Annotated in this window: 13 protein-coding genes and 2 tRNA genes; 2 read left to right on the top strand and 13 right to left on the bottom strand. The window is 35.3% G+C overall.

The genetic code is table 11. From position 1 onward, the window contains the following. Nucleotides 1-422 precede the first annotated feature (422 nt). Nucleotides 423-1,862 (top strand): alpha-amylase, encoded by a 1,440-nt coding sequence (locus tag HJ01_RS07875; RefSeq protein ID WP_007137822.1) that lies wholly within the window; start codon nucleotides 423-425, stop codon nucleotides 1,860-1,862. A 103-nt stretch (nucleotides 1,863-1,965) separates the two neighbouring features. Further along, nucleotides 1,966-3,555, top strand: a complete 1,590-nt coding sequence (locus HJ01_RS07870) for a peptide chain release factor 3 (protein WP_007137821.1) — start codon at nucleotides 1,966-1,968, stop codon at nucleotides 3,553-3,555. Nucleotides 3,556-3,639: 84 nt separating this feature from the next. Here HJ01_RS07870 and HJ01_RS07865 read toward each other — a convergent pair whose 3' ends face one another. From HJ01_RS07865 to HJ01_RS07805, 13 genes are all read right to left on the bottom strand, one after another. Beyond that, nucleotides 3,640-3,993 (bottom strand): hypothetical protein, encoded by a 354-nt coding sequence (locus HJ01_RS07865; RefSeq protein ID WP_007137820.1) that lies wholly within the window; start codon nucleotides 3,991-3,993, stop codon nucleotides 3,640-3,642. A gap of 273 nt (nucleotides 3,994-4,266) precedes the next feature. Further along, the gene (locus HJ01_RS07860) at nucleotides 4,267-4,575 is read right to left on the bottom strand and encodes a DUF3467 domain-containing protein (RefSeq protein ID WP_007137819.1); all 309 of its coding nucleotides are present in this window, start codon (nucleotides 4,573-4,575) and stop codon (nucleotides 4,267-4,269) included. 3 nt (nucleotides 4,576-4,578) lie between these two features. Further along, the gene (gene rpoC / locus HJ01_RS07855) at nucleotides 4,579-8,886 is read right to left on the bottom strand and encodes a DNA-directed RNA polymerase subunit beta' (protein WP_007137818.1); all 4,308 of its coding nucleotides are present in this window, start codon (nucleotides 8,884-8,886) and stop codon (nucleotides 4,579-4,581) included. A 281-nt stretch (nucleotides 8,887-9,167) separates the two neighbouring features. Next, nucleotides 9,168-12,980: a DNA-directed RNA polymerase subunit beta gene (gene rpoB / locus HJ01_RS07850; RefSeq protein ID WP_007137817.1), complete on the bottom strand. Its 3,813-nt coding sequence runs from the start codon at nucleotides 12,978-12,980 to the stop codon at nucleotides 9,168-9,170. Nucleotides 12,981-13,258: 278 nt separating this feature from the next. Continuing rightward, nucleotides 13,259-13,627: a 50S ribosomal protein L7/L12 gene (gene rplL, locus HJ01_RS07845; RefSeq protein WP_007137816.1), complete on the bottom strand. Its 369-nt coding sequence runs from the start codon at nucleotides 13,625-13,627 to the stop codon at nucleotides 13,259-13,261. A 91-nt stretch (nucleotides 13,628-13,718) separates the two neighbouring features. After that, a complete protein-coding gene (gene rplJ, locus HJ01_RS07840) occupies nucleotides 13,719-14,225 on the bottom strand; it encodes a 50S ribosomal protein L10 (protein WP_007137815.1) in 507 nt (168 codons plus the stop codon). A 22-nt stretch (nucleotides 14,226-14,247) separates the two neighbouring features. Beyond that, nucleotides 14,248-14,937, bottom strand: coding sequence for a 50S ribosomal protein L1 (gene rplA / locus HJ01_RS07835; RefSeq protein WP_007137814.1), 690 nt, complete (start codon nucleotides 14,935-14,937; stop codon nucleotides 14,248-14,250). A 13-nt stretch (nucleotides 14,938-14,950) separates the two neighbouring features. Next, nucleotides 14,951-15,388: a 50S ribosomal protein L11 gene (rplK, locus tag HJ01_RS07830; RefSeq protein WP_007137813.1), complete on the bottom strand. Its 438-nt coding sequence runs from the start codon at nucleotides 15,386-15,388 to the stop codon at nucleotides 14,951-14,953. A gap of 67 nt (nucleotides 15,389-15,455) precedes the next feature. Continuing rightward, complete coding sequence (gene nusG, locus HJ01_RS07825; RefSeq protein WP_007137812.1) at nucleotides 15,456-16,007, bottom strand: transcription termination/antitermination protein NusG; 552 nt, start codon at nucleotides 16,005-16,007, stop codon at nucleotides 15,456-15,458. An 8-nt stretch (nucleotides 16,008-16,015) separates the two neighbouring features. Continuing rightward, the gene (locus HJ01_RS07820; protein ID WP_040473800.1) at nucleotides 16,016-16,213 is read right to left on the bottom strand and encodes a preprotein translocase subunit SecE; all 198 of its coding nucleotides are present in this window, start codon (nucleotides 16,211-16,213) and stop codon (nucleotides 16,016-16,018) included. Between the two features lie 18 nt (nucleotides 16,214-16,231). Beyond that, nucleotides 16,232-16,302, bottom strand: a tRNA-Trp gene (locus tag HJ01_RS07815). 57 nt (nucleotides 16,303-16,359) lie between these two features. Further along, nucleotides 16,360-17,547, bottom strand: a complete 1,188-nt coding sequence (tuf, locus tag HJ01_RS07810; protein ID WP_007137810.1) for an elongation factor Tu — start codon at nucleotides 17,545-17,547, stop codon at nucleotides 16,360-16,362. 53 nt (nucleotides 17,548-17,600) lie between these two features. Further along, nucleotides 17,601-17,672 (bottom strand) — tRNA-Thr (locus HJ01_RS07805). Nucleotides 17,673-17,735: the final 63 nt, after the last annotated feature.

Here is a 17,735-nt window from a genome sequence, read left to right as displayed (position 1 = left end):
TTCGTGCTACCATTTCCGTTCGCTAACAACTTCTAATTATAGACTTTGCAAATAAAAAAGAGACATTATATTTTGAGACTCGTTGCACGAATCAAAGTTAATTTTCACATTTTACGAATTTCTTTTTTTTATTCCCAAAACCAAGTTACAAACAAATCAAGACACTCATTTGCAATAAAATAACTAACAAGTTGTCAACACTACAACGTTTTCGTCGCGCAATAAAAAAACCACGAAGTATTTGACTCTAAATTTTATATACATTAGCAATGCTAAAAAAATATTATTCTTAAAAAAATAAATGATATAAAATATATTTCGCAATAAAAAAACATTTATTCTATCGATACAATAAATACCCCCAAATTAAAATAATCCCAAATTATTTCTAAGAACCTTAATTAACCCAAATCAACCATTTCATGAAAAACCCAAATCTTAAAATCTATCTGCTATCAGCCTTGTTAATTGCCTTATATTCCTGCAACTCCAATGAGGAGGCAATAACAAATTCTACCCATGCAGCTTCACAATTTAAAGTTATAAATGTCACCCATCACGATGGACATGCATTCAGTACAGGAAAAACACCTTCAACCACAGGAAAATACGTTGCAAATCCCGGAGGAGGAGTAATGATGCAAGCTTTTTACTGGGATGTCCCATCAGGTGGAAACTGGTGGAATACTTTGAGTACAAAAGTAACAGCATGGTCGAATGCCGGAATCGGTTCTATATGGCTACCACCAGTATCAAAGGCACAAAACGGACCTTTCTCTATGGGGTATGACCCAACGGATTACTTTGATTTTGGAAATTACAACCAAAATGGAACAATAGAAACTCGCTTTGGTTCCAAAACGGAATTGGTAAGCTTAATTACTAAAGCGCATAGTGAAAACATACAAGTATATGCTGACATGGTACTTAATCACAATAGTGGTGGACAATTAGAAAACAACCCATATACAGGAACGCAAACCTACACTAATTTTACTGGGGTTGCTTCAGGTAAATTCCCAAGAACAAGCGCCGACTTTTATAAAAATGCTTATGGAAATAATGATGAAGGAGCTTTTGGAGGTTTTCCAGACTTAGCTCATGTAACCCCAAATGTTCAAAACTGGCTTTGGTTGCGCTCTGATGGTGTGGGAAAATACTATAAAAACACGATGAAGTTTGACGGTTGGAGATTTGACTATGTAAAAGGTTTTGGTCCATGGGTAGTTAAAGATTGGAACGCGAACGTTGGAGGTTTCTCAGTTGGTGAATATTGGGATTCAAATGTTAACACTCTAGAATGGTGGGCCAATAATGCCAATAGTTCTGTATTTGATTTCGCCTGCTATTATAAAATGAATGATGCATTTGACGGAAACAACCTTAATCTACTGAATGATGATATGATGTGGAAAAGGAATCCACACAAAGCAGTTACTTTCGTAACGAATCATGACACAGATGAAATTTACAATAAGCAATTGGCTTATGCCTATATTCTAACGCATGAAGGATATCCTACGATCTTTTATAGAGACTACGAAGAATGGCTAAACAAAGCCAAAATGGACAACCTTATTTGGATACACAACAATAAAGCGACAGGAACGACATCTATTTTATACGCGGATAATGACGAGTATATTGCACGAAGAAATGGGTATAACGGAAATCCTGGCTTAGTTGTTTACATAAACAATTCTTCTTCATGGCAAGAAAGATGGGTACCTACCAACTGGACCAATGCACAAATAAAGGATTTTACTGGTAATTCTACTTGGTTACCTACAACTCAAGGAGACAGTTGGGTAAAAATCCAAAGTCCACCAAACAGCTATTCAGTATGGTCGATTAACATGTAAGGAGATTATAATTTCATTATAAATGAGGCAGTCCTAAAAGACAGCCTCATTTTTTTTTATTAGCATTTATAAATAGTACTTTTGCAAACTATTTAAACGACACATGAGCTTTCTAACAGAAATACAACGAAGAAGAACTTTCGGAATTATCTCGCATCCCGATGCAGGTAAAACAACACTTACAGAAAAACTCCTCCTTTTTGGTGGAGCAATTCAAGAAGCAGGTGCTGTAAAAAACAATAAAATTAAAAAAGGAGCAACGAGTGATTTCATGGAAATTGAACGTCAGAGAGGAATCTCTGTTTCCACCTCCGTCTTAGCTTTTAATTACCAAGAAAAAAAAATAAATATTCTTGATACTCCAGGGCACAAGGATTTTGCAGAAGATACCTTTAGAACTTTAACTGCCGTTGACAGTGTTATTGTGGTTATTGATGTTGCAAAAGGAGTCGAGGAACAGACAGAAAAACTAGTCGCCGTATGTAGAATGCGAAAAATTCCCATCATCATATTCATAAACAAAATGGATCGTGAAGGAAAAGATGCGTTTGACTTAATGGATGAAGTCGAGCAAAAGCTAGGACTAACAGTTACTCCTCTAAGTTTCCCAATAGGAATGGGTTACGACTTTCAGGGTATTTATAATTTATGGGAGAAAAACATTAATTTATTTAGTGGTGACAACCGTAAGAATATCGAGGAAACTATCGCTTTTTCGGATGTACAAAATCCTGAACTAGAAAAAATAATTGGGCAAAAACCCGCTGACACTCTAAGGGAAGAACTAGAATTGATTGATGAAGTTTATCCTAAATTTGATCGTCAAGATTACCTAGATGGAAAGTTACAACCAGTCTTTTTTGGTTCGGCATTGAATAATTTCGGTGTACGCGAACTATTGGATTGCTTTGTTGCGATAGCGCCATCGCCAAGACCAAAAGAATCTGAAACTAGATTAGTTGATCCTACAGAGGAAAAAATGACAGGTTTTGTGTTTAAAATCCACGCTAATATGGACCCTAAGCATAGAGACAGATTGGCATTTATAAAAATTGTATCGGGAACTTTTGAAAGAAATAAACCGTATTACCACGTTCGCCAAAAAAAGAATTTAAAATTCTCAAGTCCAAACGCATTTTTTGCTGAGAAAAAAGAAATAGTAGATATTTCTTACCCTGGAGATATTGTAGGTCTTCATGACACTGGAAACTTTAAAATTGGTGACACATTGACTGAGGGAGAAATCATGAGCTTTAAAGGGATTCCAAGTTTCTCTCCGGAGCATTTTAGATACATCAATAATGCTGACCCGATGAAAGCCAAACAGCTTGACAAAGGTATTGACCAGTTGATGGACGAGGGTGTTGCACAATTATTCACCTTAGAAATGAACAACAGAAAAATCATTGGAACAGTTGGTGCGCTTCAGTATGAAGTTATCCAATATCGTTTAGAGCACGAATATGGTGCTAAATGTACTTATGAAAACTTTCCTGTTCATAAAGCTTGCTGGGTAAAACCAGATGACGCTAAAAATAATGAGTTCAAAGAATTCAAAAGAATAAAACAGAAGTTCTTAGCTCATGATAAATATGGTCAATTAGTATTTCTTGCCGATTCAGATTTCACAATTCAAATGACCCAAAATAAATACCCAAGTGTGAAACTATTTTTTACATCAGAGTTTGATTAAATAGTTACAAACTATATTGCATAAAAAAAAACGCTAATTTAAAAATTAGCGTTTTTTTTATGTCCTTTAAGGAGTAAGCTATTCTTATGCTAATGCACTTTCAAAATTAACAGCCTTTTTTAAAAACGCTTTAATAAGCAAACGATTTGGAGACAATCCTGAAGTCATTATTTTTTTCTTTGTGTTAATACCTTCCGTAGAAATGGTGCTATTGGGATCTTGCTTTGAGCCCATGAACCAGAGAACAAAATCCATATTTGTCGTCACCTTACTACTTTCTTCTTTTACTTCACTACTAGTTTCATTTGAATTAGCCACAATTGGATTGTTTTCTGAAGTTTGACTGAATGCCGAAACATTGGACAAAAAAATAAAAAGAAACATTACAAAAATGATTACTGATTTTCTAGAGTCTTTTTGTTTAGAAAAATTATTCATAAGGGGCTTTGTTTTTCGAAAGAGATTACTTTAAATCTCTAATTCTTTGACAAAACTACTACATCAATACTCCGTCAAAAAATATTTCCGACGAACAACCATAAAACTCGTTTAGCTACAAAATACACCTATAAACAGACAGGTTTCCACACAATTATCATTGGTTAATTAAATGATTATCAAACGCACGGCAAAAAACACTATTTGTAAAATTATCACCAACTTAATGAAAACAAAAAAGCTCCATATAAATATGGAGCCTTTTCTATAAAATTATGCTTGCCCTGCGGGACCAAAGTTAAGTGGAATTGGAGGTTGTTCACTGTCCTTAATTTCGCCATGAGCGACTTCAAAACGATGAATATTTTCTCCTATTGCTTTTAACAATCTTTTGGCATGTTGCGGTGTCAAGACAATCCTTGATTTTACTTTGGCCTTGGGAATACCAGGCATGATACTTACAAAATCTAGAACAAACTCTGAGGACGAATGATTGATTATAGCCAAATTAGAATAAATCCCTTCAGCTGTTTTTTCATCCAGTTCTATATTAATTTGATCTTGTTGATTTGAGTTACTCATACTTTAATAGATATATTCTTCTTTATTAGCCATCATATCATTATAATCTTCTTTTGAACCTACAATCGTATGATCATATTCTCTCATACCTGTACCGGCAGGAATTCTATGTCCAACAATTACATTTTCTTTCAATCCTTCTAAGTAGTCAATTTTACCTGCAACAGCAGCTTCGTTCAATACTTTAGTAGTCTCTTGGAAAGAGGCAGCCGAAATAAATGATTTCGTCTGAAGCGATGCTCTTGTAATTCCTTGTAATACAGGAGTTCCAGTTGCAGTGATTACATCACGAGCCACAACGATATTTTTATCGGTACGTTTCAAAAGAGAGTTTTCATCACGCAACTCACGAGGCGAGATAATTTGTCCTTCTTTTAAGTTAGCAGAATCACCAGCGTCTTCAATTACTTTCATTCCGTACAATTTATCATTTTGGAAGATAAAGTCTTTGGTATGAATTAATTGATCTTCTAGGAATAATGTGTCCCCTGGATCTTGCACTCTAACTTTACGCATCATTTGACGTATTACTACTTCAAAGTGCTTGTCATTAATTTTTACCCCTTGCAAACGGTATACTTCTTGAATTTCATTAACCAAATACTGTTGAACAGCAGCAGGCCCTTTAATTCTTAAGATATCTTCTGGAGTAATTGCTCCATCAGACAAAGGAACACCAGCTCTAACGAAGTCATTCTCTTGAACAAGAATTTGACTTGAAAGTTTTACTAGGTATTTCTTAACCTCACCAAATTTAGATTCAATAATAATCTCACGGTTACCTCTTTTGATTTTTCCAAAAGAAACAACACCATCAATTTCTGAAACTACAGCTGGATTTGAAGGATTACGAGCTTCTAAAAGTTCAGTAATTCTTGGTAAACCTCCTGTAATATCTCCTGATTTAGAAGAACGACGTGGAATTTTCACCAATACTTTACCTGCCTTAATTTTCTCACCGTTTTCAACCATTAAGTGGGCTCCAACTGGTAAGTTGTAAGAACGAATCAATTCATTGTCTTTACCGTAAACCAATAAAGTTGGAATTAATTTTTTGGCTCTAGACTCAGAAATTACTTTTTCTTGGAAACCAGTTTGCTCATCAATTTCAACCATGTAAGATTGACCTTGCTCTAATTCTTCGTAAGCAATTTTTCCAGTAAATTCAGAAACAATAACTCCATTATATGGATCCCATTTACAGATTACATCTCCTTTTGCAACTGCTTGACCGTCTTTTACAAAAATACTTGAACCGTAAGGAATATTATGTGTATTTAATAAGATACCTGTTTTAGCATCTATTAATTTCAATTCAGTTGAACGAGAAACGACAATATCAACAGCGTTTCCTTCGTTATCTTCACCTTTAACAGTTTTTAAATCTTCAATTTCCAGCTTACCATCAAATTTAGTAATGATGCTAGATTCCTCAGAAATACCACCCGCTACCCCTCCAACGTGGAAAGTACGTAATGTTAACTGTGTACCTGGTTCTCCAATAGATTGTGCAGCAATTACACCAACTGCTTCACCTCTTTGTGTCATTTTACCAGTAGCTAAGTTTCTACCGTAACATTTAGCACAAATACCTTTCAACGCCTCACAAGTCAATGGTGAACGAACTTCCACTCTCTCAATTGGAGAAGCTTCAATTTGTTTCATAATTGCCTCAGTGATTTGTAATCCAGATTGGATCAACACTTCATTAGTTAAAGGATTAATTACGTCTTGTAATGCAACACGTCCTAAAATTCTTTCTCCTAATGATTCAACAATCTCCTCATTCTTTTTCAATGCTGACACTTCAACACCTCTTAATGTTCCACAATCTTCGATGTTGACAATAACATCTTGAGAAACATCATGCAGTCTTCTTGTTAAATATCCTGCATCCGCCGTTTTCAAGGCAGTATCCGCAAGACCTTTACGCGCACCGTGAGTAGAGATAAAATACTCAAGAATCGAAAGACCTTCCTTAAAGTTAGAAAGAATCGGGTTTTCAATAATTTCACCACCACCAGCAGTAGATTTTTTAGGCTTAGCCATCAAACCACGCATACCAGTTAACTGACGAATTTGTTCTTTGGAACCCCTTGCTCCAGAATCAAGCATCATATACACCGAGTTGAAACCTTGTTGGTCTTCTCTAATGTTTTTCATTGCTAACTCTGTCAATTGAGCATTTGCAGAAGTCCATACATCAATAACTTGGTTGTAACGTTCGTTATTTGTAATAAGACCCATGTTATAATTTGCAGAGATACCTTCAACTTGCTCTCTAGCATCTGCAATTAATTTTGGTTTTTGCTCTGGAATTCTAATATCACCTAATGAGAATGACAATCCACCTCTAAAGGCAAATTTGTACCCCATATCTTTCATGTTATCCAAGAAGGCAGCCGTTTCAGGTACACTAGTTGAATTTAATACATGTCCGATAATATCTCTAAGATTTTTCTTAGTTAATACATCATTGATATAACCTGCTGCTTCTGGTACTACTTCGTTAAAAATAACACGCCCAGCAGTTGTTTGAATAATTTTAAACACCAATTCTCCGGCGTCATTAAAATCTTTTGCTCTAATTCTCACTCTAGCATTCAATTCTAATCTTCCTTCATTTAATGCAATATTTACTTCTTCAGCAGAATAGAAAGTCAAATCTTGACCTAAAATTTTCTTTTCTGGAGTAGACAATCTCTCTTTGGTCATATAATATAGACCCAAAACCATGTCCTGAGAAGGTACTGTAATTGGAGCACCATTTGCAGGATTCAAAATGTTATGAGAAGCCAACATTAATAATTGTGCTTCAAGAATAGCTTCTGGTCCTAATGGTAAGTGAACTGCCATTTGATCCCCATCAAAATCCGCATTAAATGCAGTACAAACTAAAGGGTGCAATTGGATTGCTTTTCCTTCAATTAATTTTGGTTGGAATGCTTGTATACCCAATCTGTGCAAAGTAGGGGCACGATTCAGTAATATAGGGTGACCCTTAATTACGTTTTCAAGAATATCCCAAACTACAGGCTCTTTTTTGTCTATTATTTTTTTGGCTGATTTAACCGTTTTTACAATTCCTCTTTCTATCAATTTACGGATAACGAAAGGTTTGTAAAGTTCAGCTGCCATATCTTTAGGGATACCACATTCGAACAATTTCAATTCAGGTCCAACAACAATTACCGAACGAGCAGAATAATCCACACGTTTTCCAAGTAAGTTTTGACGGAAACGTCCTTGCTTACCTTTAAGGGAATCAGATAATGATTTTAACGGTCTGTTTGATTCTGTTTTTACTGCAGAAGCCTTACGTGTATTATCAAATAATGAATCTACAGATTCTTGCAACATACGTTTCTCGTTTCTCAAGATAACTTCTGGAGCTTTAATCTCCATTAATCTTTTCAAACGGTTGTTACGTATGATTACACGACGGTATAAGTCATTTAAATCTGAAGTCGCAAAACGACCACCATCTAGAGGCACAAGAGGACGTAATTCCGGAGGTATAACTGGTACCACTTTCATAATCATCCATTCAGGACGATTTTCACGGTTCAAGTTAGACTCGCGGAAAGATTCAACAACTTGCAATCTTTTTAATGCTTCAGTTTTACGTTGTTTAGACGTTTCATTGTTTGCTTTATGTCTTAATTCATAAGACAATTCGTCAAGATCAATTCTTGCCAATAAATCCATAATACATTCTGCTCCCATTTTGGCAACAAATTTATTAGGATCGAAGTCGTCAAGATATTGGTTATCTGCAGGAAGAGTATCTAAGATATTTAAATATTCTTCTTCAGTTAAGAAATCTAATCTTTGTACTGATTCACCTTCACCATTTTTGGCAATACCAGCTTGGATAACTACGTATCTTTCGTAGTATATGATCATATCTAATTTCTTAGATGGAAGACCAAGAATGTAACCAATTTTATTTGGAAGAGAACGGAAATACCAGATATGAGCAATTGGCACAACAAGGTTGATGTGACCTACTCTATCTCTACGTACTTTTTTCTCAGTAACTTCAACACCACAACGGTCACAAATGATTCCCTTGTAACGGATTCTTTTGTATTTACCACAAGCACATTCAAAATCCTTAACTGGACCGAAAATTCTTTCGCAGAAAAGACCATCACGTTCTGGTTTGTGTGTTCTGTAGTTGATAGTTTCTGGCTTCAAAACTTCACCTCTTGATTCTTTCAAGATAGATTCAGGAGAAGCTAGTCCTATCGAAATTTTATTAAACCTTTTTACAGGGTTTTTATCTTTATTATTTCTATTATTCATCATAGTTTTTACTATTGATTTATTTGCAATTGAAAATTGATATTAGACTTATGATCTACTTATGCCTATTAAGCGCATTGCTTAAAAAATTGTGTAATCATTAAGCCACTTTCCTCGGGTTACTTCTCTAAACTTTAATAATGTATTAAAGTGCTATTTACAAAACCGCTTTGGTTTATATAAAAAATCGGAACGGTTTACGGGTATAAATCCAAAAAACTCTTAAAAATGAGTAATCAGTTTTCAGGCATTACTACCCGAAAACTGACAACTACAAACTATTTTTATTCTTCTAATCTAATGTCTAATCCAAGACCTTTCAATTCATGCATTAATACATTGAATGATTCAGGTAATCCTGGTTCTGGCATAGATTCTCCTTTTACGATTGCTTCGTAAGTTTTAGCTCTACCGATAACATCATCAGACTTAACTGTCAAGATTTCTCTAAGTGTACTTGATGCTCCATAAGCCTCAAGTGCCCAAACTTCCATCTCTCCAAAACGTTGTCCACCAAATTGCGCTTTACCACCAAGTGGTTGTTGCGTAATCAATGAGTACGGTCCTATTGAACGTGCGTGCATCTTGTCATCAACCATATGTCCTAATTTCAACATATAGATAACTCCAACAGTAGCCGCTTGATGGAAACGCTCTCCAGTTCCACCATCATATAAATATGTATGTCCAAAACGTGGTATTCCAGCTTCGTCAGTCAATTCATTGATTTGGTCTAGAGAAGCACCATCAAAAATTGGAGTAGCAAATTTTCTACCCAAGTTTTGTCCAGCCCAACCTAATACCGTTTCATAAATTTGACCAATGTTCATACGTGAAGGTACTCCTAATGGATTCAACACGATATCAACTGGCGTTCCGTCTTCAAGGAAAGGCATATCTTCATGACGAACGATTCTTGCAACAATACCCTTGTTACCGTGACGTCCCGCCATTTTATCCCCAACTTTCAACTTACGTTTTTTGGCAATATATACTTTAGCTAATTTCAAAATTCCAGCAGGTAATTCATCACCTACAGTAATTGTGAATTTCTCTCTTCGCAAAGCACCTTGTAAATCGTTCAATTTAATTTTATAGTTATGAATTAAATCATTAACCATTTTATTAGTTGCATCATCAGCAACCCATTGACCTTTACTTAAGTGAGCAAAATCTTCCACAGCGTTAAGCATTTTCTGAGTGTATTTTTTACCTTTTGGTAAAACTTCTTCACCCAAATCATTCATTACACCTTGAGATGTTTTACCATTAACGATTAAGAAAAGTTTCTCGATTAATTTGTCTTTCAATTCAACAAATTTAACTTCAAATTCCATTTCTAAAGCGCCTAAAGCATCTTTATCTTGCGTACGTTTGCGTTTATCTTTTACTGCTCTTGCAAACAATTTTTTATCTAAAACAACACCATGTAGAGAAGGAGACGCTTTCAACGAAGCATCTTTTACATCACCTGCTTTATCCCCGAAGATTGCACGAAGCAATTTCTCTTCTGGAGTAGGATCTGATTCTCCTTTTGGAGTAATTTTTCCGATAAGAATGTCACCAGGTTTAACCTCGGCTCCAATTCTAATCATACCATTTTCATCTAAGTCTTTAGTAGCCTCTTCAGAAACATTTGGAATATCATTAGTCAACTCTTCGTTACCTAATTTCGTATCTCTAACTTCTAATGAATAATCATCAACGTGAATAGAGGTAAAAATATCGTCACGAACTACTTTTTCAGAGATTACAATCGCATCCTCAAAGTTGTATCCTTTCCATGGCATAAACGCCACTTTCAAGTTACGACCTAAAGCTAGCTCTCCATTTTGAGTTGCATACCCTTCAGATAATACTTGTCCAAGAACCACTCTATCCCCTCTTCTTACGATAGGTTTAAGGTTAATACTTGTCCCTTGATTGGTTTTTCTAAATTTAATTAGATTGTATGTTTTCTCGTCAGACTCGAAACTAACCATTCTTTCTTCTTCAGAACGATCGTATTTTATAGTGATGATATTTGCATCTACATATTCAATAACTCCATCACCTTCAGCGTTAATTAAAACTCTAGAATCAGAAGCTACTTGACGCTCTAAACCAGTTCCAACAATTGGAGCTTCAGGACGAATTAATGGTACGGCCTGACGCATCATGTTAGATCCCATCAAGGCTCTATTCGCATCATCATGTTCTAAGAAAGGAATCAAAGAAGCTGAAATTGAAGCAATTTGATTTGGAGCAACATCTGCGTAATCAACTTTTATAGGATCAATTACTGGGAAATCACCTTCCATTCTCGCAATTACATTCTCAGCAGTAATTTTTCCGGAATCATCCATCTTAATATTCGCCTGAGAAATCAACATTCCTTCTTCTTCTTCAGCGCTTAAGTAAATTGGAGTAGAAGTTAAATCTACAACTCCGTTAGTTACTTTACGGTAAGGTGTTTCGATGAAACCCATTCCGTTTACTTTAGCATAAACTCCAAGAGAAGATATCAAACCAATGTTTGGTCCCTCTGGTGTTTCAATAGGACATAAACGTCCGTAGTGCGTATAGTGAACATCACGTACCTCAAATCCAGCTCTCTCTCTCGAAAGTCCACCTGGTCCTAGCGCGGATAATCTTCTTTTGTGCGTAATCTCGGCTAGTGGATTCGTTTGATCCATAAACTGAGACAATTGGTTAGTACCAAAGAAAGAGTTGATAACAGATGACAATGTTTTAGCATTAATCAAATCTATTGGTGTAAACACCTCGTTATCTCTAACGTTCATACGCTCTCTAATTGTTCTAGCCATACGCGCTAAACCAACACCGAATTGTTGAGACAATTGTTCTCCAACTGTTCTAACACGACGGTTTGATAAGTGATCAATATCATCAATATCAGCTTTCGCGTTGATTAATTCGATCAAGTATTTTACAATGGTAATGATGTCTTCTTTGGTAAGCACTTGCTTTTCCATTGGAGTATCTAAACCAAGTTTTTTGTTAATTCTGTAACGACCTACTTCACCTAAGTTGTAACGTTGGTCTGAGAAAAACAATTTATCTATAATACCACGAGCAGTTTCTTCATCAGGCGGTTCTGCGTTACGCAATTGTCTGTAGATATGCTCAACGGCTTCTTTTTCAGAATTGGTTGGATCTTTTTGTAACGTGTTATGAATGATAGAATAATCAACTTGATTATTATCTTCTTTATGTAACAAAATAGATTTAACGTTAGAATCAATGATTTCTTCAACATTATCTTTATCGATAATTGTATCTCTGTCAAGGATTATTTCGTTACGTTCGATAGAAACTACTTCACCAGTATCTTCATCTACGAAATCTTCATGCCATGTGTTCAATACACGAGCAGCTAATTTCCTACCGATATATTTTTTAAGTCCCGTTTTAGATACTTTAATTTCTTCAGCAAGGTCAAAGATTTCAAGGATATCCTTATCTCTTTCGAAACCAATTGCACGGAATAAAGTAGTTACAGGTAATTTTTTCTTTCTGTCGATATAAGCGTACATTACGCTATTGATATCTGTAGAAAATTCTATCCATGAACCTTTAAAAGGAATTACTCTGGCAGAATATAATTTTGTTCCATTAGCATGAAAAGACTGTCCAAAGAAAACCCCTGGAGATCTATGCAACTGAGAAACAACAACACGTTCAGCACCATTAATTACAAAAGTACCACTTGGTGTCATGTAAGGAATTGTACCAAGATATACATCCTGAACAATAGTTTCAAAATCTTCGTGTTCTGGATCTGTACAGTATAGTTTCAACCTTGCTTTTAAAGGTACACTATGTGTAAGTCCTCTTTCTATACATTCTTGAATTGTATAACGTGGTGGATCTACAAAGTAGTCAAGGAATTCCAATACAAAGTTATTTCTTGTATCTGTAATTGGAAAATTTTCCATGAAGGTGTTGTAAAGTCCTTCATTGCCTCTTTCATCAGATTTAGTTTCTAATTGAAAAAAATCTTGAAAAGATTTTACCTGAACATCTAGAAAATCTGGATAGTTCGGGATATTTTTTGTAGAGGCAAAATTCAATCTTTCGGTCTGATTTGTAATCATCAATGGACAAAATTTTGATTAAAAAAGTAATTTTTTTGTATAAATAAGATCTTATTTATACCTTTTCTTTTACTACCATTACATCTTTAAAAACCAATTTAAGATAACTACTTTCTTATTATCTGTTAATTTTTTTTCCTCGTAATGGGGTAAAATAAATTTAATTCTAAAGACTATTTCGCAGTGAAATAAAATAGACTTTTATTATACGAAAAATGGTTTAGGTCTTTGGGCTACTAAACCCAAGACCTAAACCTTAATCTAAAACTATGTGAGAATTATTTTAATTCAACTACAGCTCCAGCTTCTTCTAAAGATTTTTTAAGACCTTCAGCCTCTTCTTTAGAAACACCTTCTTTAACATTTGATGGTGCAGAATCAACTACATCTTTAGCTTCTTTCAAACCTAAACCTGTAAGTTCTTTTACCATTTTCACAACTGCTAATTTAGAAGCACCAGCTTCTTTCAATACAACTGTAAATTCTGTTTGAACGTCTTCAGCAGCAGCGTCACCACCACCTGAAACTACTACAGCTGCAGCAGCTGGTTCGATTCCGTACTCATCTTTCAATATTGTTGCTAATTCGTTAACTTCTTTTACAGTTAAATTAACTAATTGTTCTGCGAATTGTTTCAAATCTGCCATTTTTTCTATCGTTTTAAAATGATTTGTAAAATTATATTTTGTTTATTGTGCGCATTGTAAATAACAAAAACTGAGATAAACTCTATTTTTATTATGCTTCTGTTTCAACAGCCTCTTCTTTGGCGAATTGATTTTGAAGAGCAGAAATAACTCTTTGTGCTGGTGATTGAAGTAATCCAATGATTTCACCAATAAGTTCTTCTTTAGATTTGATAGTTGCTAATGCATCTAATTGATCATCTCCAATATAAACTTCCGAATTAATATAAGCTCCTTTTAAAAGTGGCTTAGTTGATTTTTTACGGAAATCTTTTATTATTTTTCCAGGAGCATTTGCAATCTCTGAGATAAAAATAGCACTATTACCAGTCAAAACTGTTGGTAAATCACCATACTCATTCTCAGAAACTTCCATTGCTTTTACAAGCAAAGTGTTTTTTACTACCTCTAATTTAATATTTGCTTTAAAACAAGCTCTTCTCAACTTTGAAGTTGTATCTGCATTTAGGCCAGAAATATCTGCTATATAAACAATATTTGTACCAGCTAACTGTGCAGTTAATTCTTCAATCGCGATTGATTTTTCTTCTCTAGTCATACTAAAAATTATTAACTACCAATTATACTGCTTTTGGGTCTAATGCAATAGCAGGACTCATTGTGCTTGTAAGGTAGATACTTTTGATGTAAACTCCTTTAGCCGCAGTTGGTTTAAGTTTGATTAATGTTTGAATAATTTCGTGTGCATTGTCAACAATTTGCTCCGCTCCAAAAGAAACTTTACCAATTCCTGCATGTACAATACCAGTTTTATCAACTTTAAAATCGATTTTACCAGCTTTTACCTCTTGAACAGCTTTTGCAACATCCATAGTTACAGTACCTGTTTTAGGGTTAGGCATTAAACCTCTAGGTCCTAAAATACGACCTAATGGACCTAATTTACCCATAACGCTAGGCATAGTGATAATTACATCAACATCTGTCCATCCCGCTTTAATTTTTGCTAAATAATCGTCAAGACCTACATAGTCTGCTCCTGCTGCTAAAGCTTCCGCTTCTTTATCCGGAGTAACTAATGCTAATACCTTAACGTCTTTACCAGTTCCATGAGGTAATGTTACCACTCCTCTAACCATTTGATTCGCTTTTCTTGGATCTACACCCAATCGAACTGCGATATCAACAGACTCATCAAATTTTGCAGAAGCAACTACTTTCAATAATGCCGCAGCATCTTTCAAAGAGTATACTTTATTCTTGTCAATTTTTGAAGCAGCCTCTTTTTGCTTTTTTGTCAATTTTGCCATGTCTTTCTTTTAATTAAAAAGGAGAGTCTCCTGATACAGTTATACCCATAGACCTAGCCGTTCCAGCAACCATACTCATTGCAGCTTCCATAGTGAAAGCGTTTAAGTCTGGCATCTTGTCTTCAGCAATAGCTCTAATTTGTTCCCAAGTAACACTAGCTACTTTTTTACGATTAGGCTCACCAGAACCAGATTTTAGCTTTGCAGCTTCCAATAATTGAACAGCTGCAGGCGGAGTTTTAACAACAAATTCAAATGATTTGTCTTTATACACAGTAATTTGCACTGGGCATATTTTGCCGGCTTTATCCTGAGTTCTAGCATTAAATTGCTTACAGAACTCCATGATGTTCACACCAGCAGCTCCTAAAGCAGGTCCAACCGGTGGCGATGGATTCGCAGCACCTCCCTTAACTTGTAGTTTAACTACTTTACTAATTTCTTTAGCCATTTTTTAAAAAATTTAACATCACAATCATTAGGAAGCGATTGTAATGGATATTATATGTAACAAAATATTATACTTTTTCAACTTGCATAAAACTTAACTCCAACGGTGTTTTTCTTCCGAAAATTTTCACCATCACTTCAAGTTTACGCTTTTCCTCATTGATTTTTTCAACCGTTCCATTGAAACCGTTGAAAGGACCATCAATAACCTTAATCGTTTCACCTATATTAAATGGTATCGCATGAGTATCTGTATTCACAGCCAACTCATCTACTTTACCCAACATTCTATTAACTTCTGACAGTCTTAAAGGAACTGGTTCCCCACCTTTAGTTTCACCTAAAAAACCAATAACACTAGTCACAGACTTAATAATATGAGGTATTTCACCAATCAGATTTGCTTCAATCATAACATAACCAGGGAAATAAACTTTTTCCTTGATTAGTTTTTTTCCATCCTTAACAGTCACCACTTTTTCAGTAGGAACAAGAACTTGAGAAACATGATCACCCATCCCAAGTCTAGAGATCTCGGTTTCTATGTAAGCTTTCACTTTATTCTCTTGTCCGCTCACTGCTCGAACGACATACCATTTTTTTAAATTATTGTCCGTCATCACAAAAATTAAGCTTTTATCCAGTTAAAAAATCCGGCTAATGCTTTTGCAAAAAACTCATCTACTCCCCATGTTGCCAAAGCGAATAAAACAGAGAAAATAGCAACAACAATCGTAAGTTTTTGTACCTCAGCCCAAACTGGCCAAGTCATGTTTGACTTTAATTCCTCAAATGATTCTGATATGTAACTAACTATTTTTGCCATTATGATATATTTTTTTTGCACGGGCGGAGGGATTCGAACCCCCATCAACGGTTTTGGAGACCGCTATTCTACCCTTGAACTACGCCCGTTTATTAAAAACCAGTAACAAAATAAAGAGTTACTGGTTTCCTATTTATTTTATAGAATTATGCTACAATTTCAGTTACCTGACCTGCACCTACAGTTCTACCACCTTCACGGATAGCAAAACGTAATCCAACATTCATTGCAATTGGGCTTAACAAAGCTACATTAATAGTTAAGTTGTCCCCTGGCATTACCATCTCTACACCTTCTGGCAAAGTAATAACTCCTGTTACATCAGTTGTACGTACGTAGAACTGTGGACGGTAGTTGTTATGAAATGGAGTATGACGTCCACCTTCTTCTTTTTTCAAGATATAAACCTCTGCTTTAAAAGTAGCATGTGGTTTTACTGATCCTGGCTTAACAATAACCATTCCTCTTTTGATGTCTTCTTTTTGAACACCTCTTAAAAGAATACCTACGTTATCACCAGCTTCTCCTCTATCAAGGATTTTACGGAACATCTCAACTCCTGTAATAGTAGAAGTCAATTTTTCAGCTCCCATACCAATGATCTCAACAGCATCACCTGTATTAGCAATACCAGTTTCGATACGACCTGTAGCAACAGTTCCACGACCAGTAATTGAGAATACATCTTCAACAGGCATCAAGAAAGGCTTATCAGTATCTCTGATTGGCTCTTCGATCCAAGCATCAACAGCTTCCATCAATTCAAGAATTTTAGGAACCCATGCTGGATCATTGTTCAATCCACCCAAAGCAGAACCTTGAATAACTGGACAGTTATCACCATCGTACTCATAGAAAGACAATAAGTCTCTAATTTCCATTTCTACTAATTCAAGTAACTCCTCATCATCAACCATATCCACTTTATTCATGAATACAACCATTCTAGGAATACCTACTTGACGACCTAAAAGGATATGCTCACGTGTTTGTGGCATTGGTCCGTCAGTTGCAGCAACAACAAGAATAGCACCATCCATTTGAGCAGCTCCAGTTACCATGTTCTTTACGTAATCCGCGTGACCAGGACAGTCAACGTGAGCGTAATGACGATTAGCTGTTTCATACTCAACGTGAGATGTATTAATTGTAATACCTCTTTCTTTTTCTTCAGGAGCATTATCAATTTGATCAAATGATTTTGCTTGACAGTAACCAGCATCAGATAACACTTTTGTGATTGCTGCTGTTAAAGTAGTTTTACCGTGATCTACGTGTCCGATCGTACCAATATTTAAGTGTGGTTTCGAACGGTTAAAGGTTTCTTTTGCCATTTTACTTAATTTTTAATCTAGTTATATATTTATTTCAATTTCCTACTTACTTGAGCCAACTACGGGAATTGAACCCGTGACCTCTTCCTTACCAAGGAAGCACTCTACCTCTGAGCTAAGTCGGCAGAATCCTTTCTTAAAGAGTTTAGACTTTCAATTTTAGATTTTTCAATCTCCAACCTAAAATC

Origin of the sequence: Flavobacterium frigoris PS1, assembly GCF_000252125.1 — a bacterium.
Taxonomy (GTDB): Bacteria; Bacteroidota; Bacteroidia; order Flavobacteriales; family Flavobacteriaceae; genus Flavobacterium; species Flavobacterium frigoris_A.
Note: the sequence above shows the minus strand (reverse complement) of the source record. Positions and strands in the feature narration are given on the sequence as shown.

Coding starts and splice junctions, on each gene's coding strand:
- HJ01_RS07875 (WP_007137822.1), top strand. CDS start 423: ATGAAAAACCCAAATCTTAAAATCTATCTGCTATCAGCCTTGTTAATT.
- HJ01_RS07870 (WP_007137821.1), top strand. CDS start 1,966: ATGAGCTTTCTAACAGAAATACAACGAAGAAGAACTTTCGGAATTATC.
- HJ01_RS07865 (WP_007137820.1), bottom strand. CDS start 3,993: ATGAATAATTTTTCTAAACAAAAAGACTCTAGAAAATCAGTAATCATT.
- HJ01_RS07860 (WP_007137819.1), bottom strand. CDS start 4,575: ATGAGTAACTCAAATCAACAAGATCAAATTAATATAGAACTGGATGAA.
- rpoC (WP_007137818.1), bottom strand. CDS start 8,886: ATGATGAATAATAGAAATAATAAAGATAAAAACCCTGTAAAAAGGTTT.
- rpoB (WP_007137817.1), bottom strand. CDS start 12,980: ATGATTACAAATCAGACCGAAAGATTGAATTTTGCCTCTACAAAAAAT.
- rplL (WP_007137816.1), bottom strand. CDS start 13,627: ATGGCAGATTTGAAACAATTCGCAGAACAATTAGTTAATTTAACTGTA.
- rplJ (WP_007137815.1), bottom strand. CDS start 14,225: ATGACTAGAGAAGAAAAATCAATCGCGATTGAAGAATTAACTGCACAG.
- rplA (WP_007137814.1), bottom strand. CDS start 14,937: ATGGCAAAATTGACAAAAAAGCAAAAAGAGGCTGCTTCAAAAATTGAC.
- rplK (WP_007137813.1), bottom strand. CDS start 15,388: ATGGCTAAAGAAATTAGTAAAGTAGTTAAACTACAAGTTAAGGGAGGT.
- nusG (WP_007137812.1), bottom strand. CDS start 16,007: ATGACGGACAATAATTTAAAAAAATGGTATGTCGTTCGAGCAGTGAGC.
- HJ01_RS07820 (WP_040473800.1), bottom strand. CDS start 16,213: ATGGCAAAAATAGTTAGTTACATATCAGAATCATTTGAGGAATTAAAG.
- tuf (WP_007137810.1), bottom strand. CDS start 17,547: ATGGCAAAAGAAACCTTTAACCGTTCGAAACCACACTTAAATATTGGT.